General features: G+C 44.6%; 14 protein-coding genes. All 14 read left to right on the top strand.

Features of this window, described 5'->3' with window-relative positions; all coding sequences use genetic code 11:
• Positions 1 to 47: 47 nt before the first annotated feature.
• The 14 genes from argS (at position 48) to H8704_RS01045 (ending at position 15,186) form a co-directional block, all read left to right on the top strand.
• The gene (argS, locus tag H8704_RS01110; protein WP_249296965.1) at positions 48 to 1,814 is read left to right on the top strand and encodes an arginine--tRNA ligase; all 1,767 of its coding nucleotides are present in this window, start codon (positions 48 to 50) and stop codon (positions 1,812 to 1,814) included.
• 27 nt (positions 1,815 to 1,841) lie between these two features.
• The gene (locus H8704_RS01105) at positions 1,842 to 3,254 is read left to right on the top strand and encodes an ATP-binding protein (protein ID WP_249296964.1); all 1,413 of its coding nucleotides are present in this window, start codon (positions 1,842 to 1,844) and stop codon (positions 3,252 to 3,254) included.
• 64 nt (positions 3,255 to 3,318) lie between these two features.
• Positions 3,319 to 4,632, top strand: coding sequence for an ATP-binding protein (locus tag H8704_RS01100; protein ID WP_249296963.1), 1,314 nt, complete (start codon positions 3,319 to 3,321; stop codon positions 4,630 to 4,632).
• A 17-nt stretch (positions 4,633 to 4,649) separates the two neighbouring features.
• Positions 4,650 to 5,873, top strand: coding sequence for a transglutaminase domain-containing protein (locus tag H8704_RS01095; RefSeq protein ID WP_249296962.1), 1,224 nt, complete (start codon positions 4,650 to 4,652; stop codon positions 5,871 to 5,873).
• Positions 5,870 to 7,156, top strand: coding sequence for a glycosyltransferase family 2 protein (locus H8704_RS01090; protein WP_249296961.1), 1,287 nt, complete (start codon positions 5,870 to 5,872; stop codon positions 7,154 to 7,156). The genes H8704_RS01095 and H8704_RS01090 overlap by 4 nt, the downstream gene beginning before the upstream one ends.
• A gap of 59 nt (positions 7,157 to 7,215) precedes the next feature.
• A complete protein-coding gene (gene ilvN / locus H8704_RS01085; protein WP_022465174.1) occupies positions 7,216 to 7,701 on the top strand; it encodes an acetolactate synthase small subunit in 486 nt (161 codons plus the stop codon).
• A 111-nt stretch (positions 7,702 to 7,812) separates the two neighbouring features.
• Positions 7,813 to 8,514 (top strand): FadR/GntR family transcriptional regulator, encoded by a 702-nt coding sequence (locus H8704_RS01080; RefSeq protein WP_022465173.1) that lies wholly within the window; start codon positions 7,813 to 7,815, stop codon positions 8,512 to 8,514.
• 177 nt (positions 8,515 to 8,691) lie between these two features.
• Complete coding sequence (gene ilvC, locus H8704_RS01075; RefSeq protein WP_249296960.1) at positions 8,692 to 9,717, top strand: ketol-acid reductoisomerase; 1,026 nt, start codon at positions 8,692 to 8,694, stop codon at positions 9,715 to 9,717.
• 199 nt (positions 9,718 to 9,916) lie between these two features.
• Positions 9,917 to 10,108 (top strand): hypothetical protein, encoded by a 192-nt coding sequence (locus H8704_RS01070; RefSeq protein WP_249296959.1) that lies wholly within the window; start codon positions 9,917 to 9,919, stop codon positions 10,106 to 10,108.
• Between the two features lie 25 nt (positions 10,109 to 10,133).
• Complete coding sequence (aroD, locus tag H8704_RS01065) at positions 10,134 to 10,937, top strand: type I 3-dehydroquinate dehydratase (RefSeq protein WP_118677635.1); 804 nt, start codon at positions 10,134 to 10,136, stop codon at positions 10,935 to 10,937.
• A 51-nt stretch (positions 10,938 to 10,988) separates the two neighbouring features.
• The gene (locus H8704_RS01060; RefSeq protein WP_022465168.1) at positions 10,989 to 11,537 is read left to right on the top strand and encodes a shikimate kinase; all 549 of its coding nucleotides are present in this window, start codon (positions 10,989 to 10,991) and stop codon (positions 11,535 to 11,537) included.
• Between the two features lie 157 nt (positions 11,538 to 11,694).
• On the top strand, positions 11,695 to 12,249 hold the full coding sequence (efp, locus tag H8704_RS01055) for an elongation factor P (RefSeq protein WP_118677633.1): 555 nt from the start codon (positions 11,695 to 11,697) through the stop codon (positions 12,247 to 12,249).
• Positions 12,250 to 12,640: 391 nt separating this feature from the next.
• On the top strand, positions 12,641 to 13,075 hold the full coding sequence (locus H8704_RS01050) for a flavodoxin (RefSeq protein ID WP_249296958.1): 435 nt from the start codon (positions 12,641 to 12,643) through the stop codon (positions 13,073 to 13,075).
• A 275-nt stretch (positions 13,076 to 13,350) separates the two neighbouring features.
• Positions 13,351 to 15,186 carry a CDP-glycerol glycerophosphotransferase family protein gene (locus H8704_RS01045; RefSeq protein WP_249296957.1) on the top strand — a complete coding sequence of 612 codons (1,836 nt, stop codon included), beginning with the start codon at positions 13,351 to 13,353 and terminating at the stop codon, positions 15,184 to 15,186.
• Positions 15,187 to 15,376 lie beyond the last annotated feature (190 nt).

The raw sequence follows: 15,376 nt of genomic DNA, 5'->3' as shown, positions 1-15,376 counted from the left end.
GGAGACAGACCATACACATAGAATTGTGCGCAGGAAAGAGGATGATCATGAAGAATATAATGAGTTTATTACAGGAAGAGCTTAGTGCAGCGTTTGAAAAGGCAGGATATGAGAAGAAATATGCGAAGGTAACTTTGTCGAACCGTCCGGATCTCTGCCAGTATCAGTGTAATGGTGCTCTGGCAGCGGCGAAGCAGTATCATAAGGCACCGATCCAGATTGCCAATGAAGTGGTAGATAGCTTATCACAAAGTGATACTTTTCAGGAGATTGTGGCTCAGATGCCCGGATTTATCAATATGACGGTCAGTGATGCTTTTTTGGCTGATTTCATGAATAAAATGAATGAAGATGAGCTGTTTGGCTGTGATAAAGCAGAGCAGCCGGAGACGATCGTGATCGATTATGGTGGAGCCAATGTAGCGAAACCGCTTCATGTAGGTCATCTTCGTTCGGCAGTTATCGGAGAGAGCATTAAGAGAACAGCACGTTATCTTGGTCATAAAGTGATCGGTGATGTTCATCTGGGCGACTGGGGACTTCAGATCGGTCTGATCATCACAGAGTTAAAGCATCGTCAGCCGGAGCTTGTATATTTTGATGAGAGCTACGAGGGGGAATATCCGGCAGAGCCTCCGTTTACCATGGCAGATCTGGAGGAGATTTATCCATATGCCAGCGGATATTCCAAGGAGCATGAGGATTATAAAGAGGAGGCACAGACGGCAACAGCCGAGCTGCAGGCCGGAAGAAAAGGATATCTTGCGTTGTGGCAGCATATTATCAATGTGTCCGTTGCAGACCTCAGAAAGATATATACCCGCCTGAATGTCGATTTTGATCTGTGGAAAAAGGAGTCGGATGCGCAGCCGTATATCCCGCAGATGGTGCAGGATATGAAGGACGGAGGATATGCCCATATTGATCAGGGCGCGCTGGTCGTTGACGTGCAGGAGGAGACGGATACCAAGGAGATTCCGCCGTGTATGATCCTGAAATCAAACGGTGCAACATTATATAATACGACAGACCTTGCCACGATTGTTGAGAGAAGAAAGCTTTTTGATCCAAGCCGTATTATTTATGTGGTGGATAAGCGTCAGTCTCTTTATTTCGAGCAGGTATTCCGTTGCGCAAGAAAGACAAAGATTATTGGCGAAGATGTAGATCTTATATTTGTAGGATTCGGAACCATGAACGGCAAGGATGGAAAGCCGTTTAAGACCCGTGATGGCGGTGTCCTTCGTCTGGAACAGCTTTTAGGCGATGTGGAGGAACAGGTTCGCAACAAGATGGCAGACCGTGATATGCCGGAGGATGTGCTGAAGGATGCAGCGGCAAAGATTGGTCTTGCTGCGATCAAGTATGGAGACCTCAGCAATCAGGCATCCAAGGATTATGTTTTTGATGTGGAGAGATTTACCTCCTTCGAGGGAAATACCGGACCATATATCCTTTACACGATTGTTCGTACCAAGTCGCTGATGGCGAAGCTTCAGGCAAATGATATTCGCGTAGCGGAGGATGCAAAGATCCTTCCGGCACAGAATAAAACAGTAACAGATGTGATGCTTGCACTGTCCAAGTGGAGCGATACGGTAAGTGCTGCATATCAGGAGCAGGCACCGCACAAGATCTGTCAGTTTGTATATGAGCTTTGTGATGCATATAATAAGTTTTATCATGAAAATAAAATTCTCGCCAATGAGAATGTCGCAGAGAGAGATTCATGGATTGCTCTCAGTCGTCTGGTAGGAAAAGTTCTGGAGCAGGCAATTGATCTGCTGGGACTGGAGGCTCCGGACAGAATGTAATGTACTCTTACAGAAAAGAGGATGCGTATGATCATAAAAAGGGAAAAAGAATACCGACAGCTAAGGGAGGCATATGAAGCAAAAGAAAACAGGCTGATCATCCTGTCGGGACGTTTCGGTGTAGGAAAAACCACGCTGGTGCATCAGTTTGCACAGGAAAATGCGGGATATTATTATCAGGCGGCCGAGTGTGCTCCGGAGAGGCAGAAGCAATTATTGAATCTCTGCTGGGACCGGCTCTATGACGAAGGCAGATCTGCGTCGGAACAGTCAGCCATCAGCCGGATACAGCAGACCGTCAGCCGTAATACATATCTTGGCATTTTTTCTGAGATATGTCGCCGGACAGAAGGAAAAACGCTGATCGTGATCGAAGATTTTGATCTGATCGCCAAAAATGATCCGGATTTCTATCGCGATCTGGTCACTCTGATGGATCAGGAACATAATCTGATGCTCCTGCTGACTGTTTCTACATGGAACTGGAGAGAGGCAGAGGCAAAGCTTGAACCCCGGAGTCTGGTTGGAAAGATCACGGACCGGATCCTTTTGCCGGAGTTTCGTTTTCTTGAAATGGTGAAATATTTCAAAGGACTTTCCATGGTGGAGGTTGTTCAGATCTACGCATTGCTGGGAGGGGTTCCGGGATATCTGAAATATTGGGACACCGGCAAAACCATACAGGAGAATGTGGTCAGGCTTTTTGTACGGGAAGAGGGAATCCTGCGAGGGGAAGCGGAACGTTATCTGCGTTCGGAGCTTCGGGAGCTTTCGCTGTATAATACCGTCCTTGGATCTATGCAGGAGGGGGTGGTACGCCTCAATGATATTCACGAGAGAACCGGTTTTGGCAGGGCAAAGATCAGTGTTTATATGAAAAATTTAAAACAGCTCGGCGTGGTGGACAAATGTAAAACCTTTGCGCTCAGATGTCAGGATCATGAAAAAAAGGGAATGTATGAAATAACCGATGCCTTAGTGCATTTCTGGTCGCGTTTTATACTCCCTTACAAAACGGTATTGGCTGTTATGACACCGGAGCAGTTTTATGAGCAGATCATCGCTCCGGATCTGGAAGCATATACGACTGTTTATTTTGAACGCATGTGTGTCCGATATTTGGGACTGATGAAAGAATATAAAAATTCCGGTCTGCTGAATGGACGCAGTGGAGCCTGGTATGGAGAAAAGGGAACGATTCCGATGGTTATGGAGGACAGGGAAGGCCGTATCCTGCTGATGTACACAAAATGGAGCAGCGAGCCTTTTACCAGAAAGGATCTGGAAAGAAATCTTCGTTATCTGGTGAACTGTGATGTCAATCCGGATCAGTATTATATTTTTGCAAAGTCGGGTTTTGATGCAGAGCTGCGCCAGAAAGCACAGCGTGTAAAAAATATGCATTTAGTAGATTTTTCCAATATGAAGTTTACAAAGTAGAGGGGATACAGGAAATATATCTGCTGATATGGGGACAGACAGAAGAAAGGCATAGGTAGTTGAAATGTATCGTTTAACATCAAATCTTGTAATTTACAGAAATTTTGGAGAGGATCAGAATATATTATATTCTCTCGCAGAGATCTGCAAGAAATTTTATTCCGGAGAATATGTCAAAGAAAGCCTGATTACAGAGATTTATACGCAGGTAAACAATCTGCTGGATATTTCCACACGCTATGGTTTTGACAAAAATCTGTGGCATAATTATCTGGCATTCCTGCTTGCAATGAATGAAAATCCGTTTTCTATGGTTTCCGAAAAGGTGGGAGCCAACGATGGATCAGTCAATATATTTGCACGCAATGATTTTCATATTTTTAAGGAGCTGTTTGATTATGATTTCAGTCCGATCGAGAAAGAGCTGGGGATTTCCTGCTTTTCTACGATATTGGATTACCGGGCGATCGTAAAAAGCGAGCAGATCTACAACAAGAGTGTCAGCGAGAAGGTGCAGGAGCTCAGCCGTCAGATCGAGCAGGCATCCGGTGAGGAAGAACTGTATCAGATTGTGACCGAGTTCTATAAGAAATATGGTGTGGGCAAATTTGGCCTGAACAAAGCATTCCGTATCAGTAATGATCCGGAGTATGGTCTGCTAAGTCCGATCACCACTACCGGAGATATGATGTTAGATGACCTGATCGGGTATGAGCAGCAGAAGCAGAAGCTGATCGAAAATACAGAGGCATTTGTGGCTGGAAGAAAAGCCAACAACGTATTGCTTTTCGGAGATGCCGGTACCGGTAAATCTACCAGCGTGAAGGCGATATTGAACCAGTATTACAGCAGAGGACTTCGTATGATCGAGGTGTACAAGCATCAGTTTAAGGATCTGTCTTCTGTGATCGCACAGATCAAGAATAGAAATTACCGTTTCATCATATACATGGATGATCTGTCCTTTGAGGAGTTTGAGATTGAGTACAAATATCTTAAGGCAGTCATCGAGGGAGGCCTGGAGACAAAGCCGGACAATATATTGATCTATGCAACATCCAACCGGCGTCATCTGATCCGGGAAACCTGGAGTGACCGTTCAGATATGTCACAGGATGAGCTTCATCGTTCGGACACGATGCAGGAAAAGCTTTCTCTGGTGGCACGTTTTGGTGTTACGATCGGTTATTACAGACCGTCGCAGCAGGAATATTTCGATATCGTACTGGAGCTTGCAAAGCGTTATCCGGAGATTACGCTTAGTGAGGAGGAGCTGAAGCTGAAAGCCAATCAATGGGAATTAAGCCACGGGGGAATCTCAGGCAGAACGGCACAGCAGTTTATCAATCATCTGGCGGGAATGCCGGCGGATGATTAGAAAGGGAGGAACAGTTTATGCAGAGAGATCATAAGAAATCAACATGGTTAAAGGGAATGATGCTGACGGCTGTACTGGCTGCGGGAATATTTATGAATATTTCCAGTGTATCTGCCGCCACGGGAAACTGGGATGGCGCCCAAAAGGCGGTGGTGAATGCCTATAAGAAATATCAGACCAGTGTAGATGTCAGTGCCTATAATCTGAATTATGCCACGGAGTATGACAACCTGAAAAGCATGATGGGTGAGGTGGTCAGTGAGACACCATATCTGTTTTACACGGGTACACGCTTTTCTGTCTCCAGAAATACCTCTACCAATCAGATCGTGAAGATCACACTGGGATATGCAGATGCTTATAAAAAATCAGATGGAACCATTCGCAAAGCAAAGATCAAAAAGACAAGAACCCGGTTAGACAGTGCGATCAATCAGGCTCTTTTGAACGTGGAGCCGTCAATGAGCCAGGTGGAAAAGGCAATGGTACTTCATGACTATCTGGTGCGTACCACGGCATATACCAGTGATTCAAACAATGCCTTCCGTCTGACAGAGGTTGGAGTGTTTTTGAAACACAAAGCAAATTGTGAGGGGTATTCCAGAGCATATGCTATATTGATGCAGAAGGTTGGAATTCCGGTAAAATTTGTTTCTTCCGACAAAATGGTACATATGTGGAATAAAATTAAGATTGGTAAAAAATGGTATCATGTAGATGTCACATGGGATGATCCGATGGATTCCCGTGATAAAACAGATCAGTATGGCAGAGTGAGTCATCAGAATTTCCTGTGCAGTGCTGCAAAAATGCAGAAGACAAAACATTATGATTTCAGTACAGGTGATGCGACAGGCACGAAGTATGATAACCGTTACTGGAAAAACGTAAACAGTAGTTTTTATTATAATGATGGAAAATGGCTGTATATGACAAAGGACGGCATTACGGAAAGAGACAGTCTGGATCATGGAGCTGCAACGGTATTATATAATGTTGCCGGAGATAATCTGACACAGTATGATGCAGACCGATATTATTTTATTGCATTTAATAGCATTTATCTGTATTCCTGTAAGACAAATGAGGCAAAGGCGGTATGGAAAACAACAGATCTGTATTCTGCAAACTGTACATTGGATCAGATCAAATTTGAAAATAATAAATTGTACTACCGTGTCTATGATAATGGAAAACATATTTCCAATAAAATTACGCCAAAAGAGGATGGTATTTTATGAAACAGATAGGGATTGTTATCTGTAATTATAATAAAAAGAACGATGCACTTGCGTGTATCCGGAGTATTCTGGAATCAAAGTTTCAGGATTATGATATTTATGTTGTCGATAATGCCTCCACAGACGGTTCGGCAGAAGCAATCAGAAATGCTTATGGAGAGCAGGTAACCCTGTTGGTCAATCAGGAAAATCTCGGTGGCTCCGGAGGTTTTAATACGGGACTGCGGGCTGCCTTTCAAAAGGGATATCCATATCTGATGTGCGTTGACAATGATGCACTTCTGGATGAAAATGCGGTAGGTAACCTGCTTGCCTTTTTGCAGGAGCATCCTGAGACGGGAATTGCCGCAGCAAAGATTTATCACCGGGAGGCTCCGGATTATGTTCAGCAGTTTGGACAGAAGATTGACTTTGAAAACTTCTGTACGGATGTGACGTATTTCAATGCCTATGAGGACGGAAGCATGCCGGAGTATGTTTATACGGATGCGGTTGCTGCATGTGCGCTGATGATCCGCCGGAGCGTCATTGAAAAGATCGGCTTTATGCCGGAAGAAAATTTTCTGTACTGGGATGATACCGAGTGGTGTTATCTGTGTAACAGAGCAGGATGGAAGGTGGCTTCTGTGGGAAATGCCATGGCACTTCACGCCATGGGAGCGAAAAAGGAACTGGAAAACACTTTTCCCACCTATTATGCCTGGAGAAATTGGATCCGTTTCTTTATGCGGTATACAGAACCGGGGGATTGGGAGGCGATGGCATGCACATTTCTGGACAGTATGTTTCAGATTGTTTATGAGGGGCTTCACAAGGGGGAAAAGAACCGTTCCCGTACTGTGATGCTTGCCTATGATGATGCGATTCATGGAGTTACCGGCAAAGCAGGAGAAAACAGGATCTTTACGCTGGATACGGCGGATGGGCCATGGGACAAATTATTTTCCGCCGCTCCGGCATATGTTCTGCATACGGATAAATATCCGGGGACCGCACAGGATATCCGGGACCGCGCAGAACGCATGGGATATGATATCCGGTGGTACGATGTTTCAGAAGCACCGGAAAATACCCCGGAAATTATTTTGTGTGACAACATCTTTCAGATAGAAGATCTGAGCCTCCAAAAAATTTATATTGATATTAATGACTGTATTCTGGCATCGGAGGAGGATGTGTTGGATGTGATCAATTACAATTACAGCCGCAGGACATTTATTGAGGCGCAAAAGCCAATATTTCTTCAAAAACTTCGGGAACAGAGACAGGAAATGCTGTCCTGATTATGGGACAGATTGATTCATAAGAAAACTGACAGGTAACAGAAAGGATGAATGAGATTATGAAAAAGAAAGTATTTTCCATTTTGGCGGATAACACATCCGGCGTGCTGAGCCGTGTCTCCGGACTGTTTAACCGCCGTGGGTTTAATATCGACAGCTTTACGGCAGGAGAGACAGAGGATCCGACAATTTCCCGTATGACCATTGTGGCAAACGGAGATGATATCAGCCTGGATCAGATCCAGAAGCAGTTGGCTAAGCTGGAGGATGTCCGCGAGGTAAAGGAGCTGAAGGTGGGACAGTCCATCTGCAGAGAGCTTGTGCTTATCACGGTGGGTGTAACGCCGGAGGAGAGAACCGGTCTGATCTGTCTGGTCAATGCGTTTCATCATGCCAATATTGTAGATATTGAGAAGGATTCTATTATGATCGAGATGACAGAAAATCACGAAAAGATCAATGCGTTTATCAGTCTTTTGGACGGTTATGAGATTAAAGAAATGGTGCGCACCGGTATTGCAGGCTTGACAAGAGGGGCGATGTAGTGATACCTTGATCCGTGCAGAGAATATTTTCGGAATAAAATGACGGATAGAAAATATCGGGTTTACATGATATAAGGAGAGGGACTTCGACAGGAAGGGACAAAGAAAACAATGAAAACCCAGGGAGAGAATTTATCGCAGCGGACGGCTGACACACTGCGGCAGATGATATTAGAGAAGGAAATATACACATTCGGGGAAAAGCTCCCCAATGAAAATGAGTTGTCTGAGAAGCTTGGTATCAGCCGGACGACACTGAGGGAAGCAATACGGACGCTGGTATCCGAGGGGATTCTGGTAGTGCAGCGGGGAAAGGGAACCTTTGTGGCAGAGCAGGCAGACCGGTTGGCGGACAGCAGGATCAGCATGAAGAGCTTCTCTGATATGCAGGTGACACTCCGGGATCTCTATGAAACGAGAATGATCTTTGAACCGGAGGCAGCAGCATTGGCGTGCCGCAGGGCTACGGATGAGGAAATTGCGCATATTCTTGAGCTGGGGCAGGAATGTCAGAGACATCTGGAGGAAAATCCCACCGGAAAGGAACGGATCGAGTCGGAGAGTGCCTTCCATGGGGCGATACTGAAGGCATCTCACAACGAGTTTATCAGTCGTTTTATGCCAATGCTCACGGAGACCATTGAAAAGACCTTTGCGCTGGATTTTAATCTGGATGTGATCGCGGAGGATGCTTATAAGGATCATATTCTTATTATGAATTTTCTGGAGAAACGGGATGCCGAAGGCATCAAAAGTGCTGTGACCATACATCTTCATCATGCATTTCTGACGGAACAGTTAAACTGGCAGTAAATAACAGACCTCTTTACTGATTTTTTGGTAAAGAGGTTTTTATTTTCAGAAAAATTTCAATAAATTTCTAAGAACATATTGACAAGAGGAAAAAATAGTTTTAAAATCAATGTCATACAAGTTGAACGAGTTGTATGACAAGTTTATCAAAACAATTTATTTAGGAGGAAATGTAAAATGGCAGAAGCAAGAATTTTTTATCAGGACGACTGTAATTTAGATCTTTTGAGCGGAAAGAAGATCGCTATCATTGGCTACGGCAGCCAGGGACATGCTCACGCATTGAACTTAAAGGAGTCAGGATGCGATGTTATCGTCGGTCTGTATGAGGGTTCTAAGTCCTGGGCTAAGGCTGAGAAGCAGGGATTTAAGGTATACACAACAGCAGAGGCTGCTAAGATGGCTGATATCATCATGATCCTCATCAACGATGAGAAGCAGGCTGATATGTACAAGAAAGACATCGAGCCAAACCTTGAGGCAGGAAACATGCTGATGTTCGCTCACGGCTTCAATATTCACTTTGGATGTATCGTACCACCTGCAGATGTAGATGTTACAATGATCGCACCAAAGGCACCGGGTCACACAGTACGTTCCGAGTATCAGGCTGGTAAGGGTACCCCTTGTCTTGTTGCTGTAGAGCAGGATGCTACCGGTAAGGCACTTGACCTTGCACTTGCATATGCACTTGGTATTGGTGGAGCAAGAGCCGGTGTTCTGGAGACTACATTCCGTACAGAGACAGAGACAGACCTCTTCGGTGAGCAGGCAGTACTTTGTGGTGGTGTTTGTGCATTAATGCAGGCAGGTTTCGAGACACTCTGCGAGGCTGGTTACGACCCAAGAAATGCATATTTCGAGTGTATCCACGAGATGAAGCTGATCGTAGATCTGATCTACCAGTCAGGTTTCGAGGGAATGAGATATTCTATCTCCAATACTGCTGAGTATGGTGATTACATTACAGGTCCTAAGATCGTCACAGAGGATACCAAGAAGGCTATGAAGAAGGTTCTTTCTGATATTCAGGATGGTTCCTTCGCAAAAGAGTTCCTGCTTGATATGTCTGATGCAGGTCGTCAGGTTCACTTCAAGGCGATGAGAAAGCTTCATGCTGAGCATCCTTCAGAGAAGGTTGGTAAAGAGATCCGTAAGCTGTATAGCTGGAACAACGAGAGCGATAAGCTGATCAACAACTAATCAGATTGCTTTTGATACATAGTACATCATATTACGGCGGAGAAAGAGCCATTTACAGCTTTTTCTCCGCTGTTTTTGTGTTTATTAAATCTTTTGTTTTCAGTGATTGACGGAAATAGACTATCTGTTATAATAAATACAATAGCTTTTTAATGTCAGATAATGTCTGTCTGGGAGAAGTTATCAGAGAAAGGGTGGAGTGAAATCAGAGGATCAGGTTATAATAAGATGTAAGGATTACAATCGTTACATAAGGAAGCATAGAAGGAGAGACAATATGGGAGCATTGATCGGTGGAATTATTTTACTTGTCGTAATCGTAGTAGCAGTTGTCGTAGGGGCTGTATCAGCCATTGTAGCGGCAGCAAAGGATACATTAAAGGATGAATGATCAATAGATTTTGAAGGAGGAAGATATGGTTCAGGTTGGAGATGTTTCTATTGGAAGTGGGAAACCGAAGATTTGTGCATCGATCACAGAAACGGACCGGAAATCTATTATTGCAGCGGCAGATATTTTGCTGCAAAAAAGAGTTGACATTATAGAATGGCGCATTGATTATTATAGAGAAGCGGGACATTGGGATATGGTTCTGGAGACATTGCAGCGGTTGAAAATGTCGTTATATGGCAGACCGCTTTTGGTGACCTTCCGTACCAAGGAGGAGGGAGGAAGTCAGGAGATAGAGACGGCTGCCTACCGGGAGCTGCTGGATCACATTGCTCAGAGTGGTCTGGTGGATATGATCGATGTGGAGATATTTAAGGATTTTACCTATGAGGAGCTTGCGGGCGACAGAACGCCGGAGGTGAAGGAACGCTTTGAAAATTTAAAGCAGTGGATTGAATCACTCCGTCAGAGAGTAGTCGTTGTGGGGTCTTATCATAACTTCGACAGGACGCCGGAGGATGCAGAGTTAAAAGACAGACTGCAGATTATAGATGAGAGCGGTGTGGATATTCCGAAGATGGCAGTGATGCCGGCGAACCGTTTGGATGTTATGAGATTGATGATGTTTACCCTGCAGATGGCAGAGCAGATGGATAAGCCGCTGATCACCATGTCTATGAGCCGGATTGGCAGTATCAGCCGGATCTCCGGGGAGGCATTTGGCTCTGCAGTGACCTTTGGCAGCATTGGCCAGGAAAGTGCTCCGGGGCAGCTTCCGGTCAACAAGCTGGAGGAAATGCTGGATATGATCCATCAGAATTATCAGTAAACTTTGGTGAAGGCATCAGGAGAAAATGACAGACAATACAGGAGGAATACGGTGTACCAGTTAGAGGAACATATATTTTTGATCGGCTTTATGGGAGTCGGCAAGAGCACCATTGCCCGGATACTCAGCAAAATGCTCGGAGTAAGGGAGTATGATACCGATCGGATGATCGTCGCCAGAGAGGGAAGAGAGATATCTAAGATATTTGAAGAAGACGGAGAACTGGCGTTTCGAAAAATGGAGACCGATCTGCTGGAGGATCTGAAGGGCTACAAGCCTTCGATCATTGCATGCGGCGGGGGTGTTGCTATGCGCACGGAAAATGTAGAAAGCATGAAACGACAGGGAAAAATCCTTTTGCTGACGGCATCTCCGGAGACAATATATGCACATGTGAAGGACAGCACGAACCGTCCGCTGCTAAAGGGCAGGATGAGTGTTGAGGGGATTGCAGAGCTGATGGCAAAGCGGGAGCCGAAGTATATGGCGGCAGCCGACATTTGTATGCTCACAGATGGGATGACGCCGAGGATGGTGGCAGAGAAGATCGTAGAGATCTTAGAAAACAGTACTCCGGTCAGTTTAGAGACACAGAAATGATCATTGGATTTTTGACAGGATTGAAACGAAAAGAATGGTTCAAATAATAAAAAATCTGTCATCGCGGAAAAACACTTGAAAAATACAGGAGTTTCCTGTAAAATATTTATAGGATTGTGCGGTTTTTGACCGCCACTACATGAAGGAGGATTTTAAGATGGTATCAGCAGGTGATTTTAGAAATGGACTTACGATCGAAGTGGAAGGAAATGTCTTCCAGGTTATCGAGTTCCAGCATGTAAAGCCGGGAAAAGGTGCAGCCTTTGTCCGTACAAAGCTTAAAAATATCAAGAGTGGCGGTGTGGTAGAGCGTACATTCCGTCCGACAGAGAAGTGTCCTCAGGCGCACATTGATCGTTCTGAGATGCAGTATCTGTACAGTGATGATATGTTCCACTTTATGAATACAGAGACATATGATCAGATTGATATGACCGCAGATCAGGTAGGAGATGCTTTGAAGTTTGTAAAGGAGAACGAGATGGTTCAGATGCTTTCTCATAACGGAGAAGTATTCGCAATTGAGCCACCAAACTTCGTAGAGCTTGAGATTACAGAGACAGAGCCTGGTTTCAAGGGTGATACAGCGACAGGTGCCAGCAAGCCGGCTACTGTTGAGACAGGTGCCGTAGTACAGGTTCCACTGTTTGTTGAGACAGGTGACAGAATCAGTATTGACACCCGTACCGGTGAGTATATGAAGAGAGTTTAAATTTCATAACGTAAATAAAAGGGCGTGGTTCCGAGGAAACCCAGTGTTTCCAAGGGATCACGCCCTTTGTGCATGTTGCTGTAAAGGCGGGATATTTTATACATACCCTGCCGGTGCCGGTGTGGCAGTTATTTGTCAGTAACGCAAACTTCTCACAGGAACCAGATAGATTCTGCTGTATGCTGTATGAATAAGCATTTGAATATGGAATAAAAATGCTTTTAAGAATTTTTCTCACGTAACCTTGTTGCATCTTTGGCTTTGGCGTGCTATGATAAATCAGAAGTTAGAAGTAACTAACACAAGATACAAACGGCTAACCATACCAGACATATTTATTTTTATTATGGGTATCATAGTAGGAGGCTGGAGAAAGGAAGGTTAATCAAAGATGGCTAAGGTTAAGATCATTTATTGGAGTGGAACAGGGAATACAGCGGCTATGGCTGCAGCAATCGCAGACGGAGTAAAGGAAGCTGGTGCAGAGGCAGAGCTGATCACGGCTGAGACAGCCGGTGCGGCAGATGTACAGGATGCAAAGGCGATTGCGCTGGGTTGTCCGTCAATGGGAGCAGAGCAGCTTGAGGAAACAATCATGGAGCCTTTGATGGAGGAGCTTGATGGAGCAATTTCCGGCAAGACAGTTGTTTTATTTGGCTCTTACGGATGGGGAAGCGGTGATTGGATGCGCGACTGGGAGGACAGAGTATCCTCTGATGGTGCTTCTGTGTGGAATGGAGAAGGAATCATTGCCAACAACGCTCCGGATGATGACGTTTTAGATTCCTGCAAGTCTGCAGGACGCGATCTTGCGGGGCTGGCGTAGTGAGAGCAGTCTGCGATGTGGAACGCAAAAGCAAAGATAGAGTTTTTGCCAAAGTATCAAACAAGCATAATGAGCCCATAGGGCTATAATAATAACAATTTGCCATTTTAGAATCAAAAAAGAGGACTTCGTGCAGGGAGTCTTCTTTTTTATTAGCGCATCTTTTTTGGAAAGAGACTTGCTTTTTTGAGCGAAAGAGAGGATAATAGAAAAGTCTGGGTTTTATGAAATTTATGTAAAATCTGAAAAGTGTAATAAATAATGAGGTGAAAGGAATGGATTTTAAAGTAACCATACATCGATTGCTGCTCCGTGAGGAAAAGCTGGAGCTTGCAGTCAGTGCATCTGGCCCTTGGGATGAGAAGGTGCGTGATCCGAAGATGACCATTATTTTTAATAATGGCGATCAGACGAGACGTCTGCCCATTGTGGTTCGTTTTTACCAAAGTGAAAAGGATGGAAGCTTTTATTTGATGGCTTCGTATAGTTATATGCTCAATTACCTGTTCTACAAGCAGCCTAAGAACAAGCATATTGAATTTTCTCTGGAGTTAAGTTACGGTCACACCGTATTAGAAAGTGTACCGTTTACCGTAGATCCGGAGGATGAGAAAGCCCTGGAGCTTCTGGTGCGGGAGACAGCCGTTGGTGTGGAGGAGTCGGAGCAGGAGCGACAGACATATATTGAGTATGAAATGGGATTTTCCGAGGATTCCCGCCGTGTCATTCTGGATGCCAAGCCGGGACAGGAAAAGATATTCCAGCCGCATAAGGGCAGACAGATCTTTAATGCAGTGATTATGTGGCTGTGGCATTTTGTGCTGTTTTGTTTTTCGGTGGTATTGATTCCGGTATTTTTTATTGATGCGCTGCTGGCGGCGACCGGCTGTCAGAACAAAAATGCAAAGATACCGGAGAATGGTATTATTTATCTGTTAAAGCATGTCCGGGCAAAGATGGATACCTTTAGCCGGATCCGCATTGGTATTCTTGCAACAAAGATGTGGATGATGGATGTGGTCAATACCATTGCAAGACTTACCCCGATCAAGAAGAACCGGGTGGTATTTTTGTCAAACCGCCGTGATGACCTTACAGGCAATTTTGAGTTTGTAAATCATTATCTGGACAGCGTGCCGGAGCTTGACCGCCGTTATGTGCTGGACAGTCATGAAGTCAAGCAGATGCGGATCAGCAGTCTGATCCGGATGGCATGGTATTTTGGCAATGCCAAAGTGATCCTGGTGGATGATTATTGTGAGCTTTTCTTCCGGATGCCGAGGAGAAAGGATACCTATCTGATTCAGCTGTGGCATGCCTGTGGAGCTTTCAAGACCTTCGGCTGCAGCCGTATGGGACGGCCGGGAGGTCAGACCCAGAAGAGTCCAAACCATCGTAATTACGATTACGCATTGGTCAGCTCGAAAAATATTGCGAAGTTTTATGCAGAAGGTTTTGGTATTTCGGAGGACAAGGTGGCAGCAACCGGTATCCCAAGAACAGATGTGTTCTTTGATCAGGCATATAAAGAGAAGGTCACCAATGAGTTTTATGAGAAATATCCGAAGCTTAAGGAGAAAAAGATCCTGCTGTTTGCACCGACCTTCCGGGGCAACGGTAAACTGAGCGGTTATTATCCGGTAGATCGTCTGGATGTGAACAAGCTTTATGAGGACCTGGGAAAAGAATATGCAATCATTGTCAAGCATCATCCGTTTGTCAACAACCGCAGTCATATCCGTAAGAAATATAAGGATTATATTATTGATCTGTCAGCAAACTCTGAGTTAAATGATCTTCTGTTTGTGACAGATGTGCTGATCACGGATTATTCCTCAGTTGTGTTTGAGGCATCCCTGCTGGATATTCCAATGGTAATGTATGCCTATGATCTGGAGCGTTACATTTCTTCCAGAGGCTTCTACTATGAGTATGAGGATATGGCACCGGGTAAGATCGTCCGGACATACAGTGATCTGGTATCCTGTATCGAGACACAGGACTTTGAAAATGACAAGCTTCAGGAGTTCAAAAAGAGATTTTTTGATGATCTTGATGGAAAATCTACGGTGCGTGCCGGCGAGCTGATCGTAGAATGTACAAAAAAATAAGCTGAATGAAATAAGCCAATAAAAAAGACATTTCTTTTGATTTTTGTATTATCAAAAGGAATGTCTTTTTTAGGGTATAGGAAAATGCTCGTAGCGTAGAGGGAAGCCAACGAGAATTGCGAAGCAATTCTTGGAGGGCAAAACGCTGGTTTTGCCCTTTTTTAGGGTATAGGAAATGCTTGTAACATAG

This window comes from Jutongia huaianensis, assembly GCF_014384985.1.
In the GTDB taxonomy this organism is placed as follows: Bacteria; Bacillota; Clostridia; order Lachnospirales; family Lachnospiraceae; genus Jutongia; species Jutongia huaianensis.
This window is presented reverse-complemented; position numbering and strand designations above follow the sequence as displayed.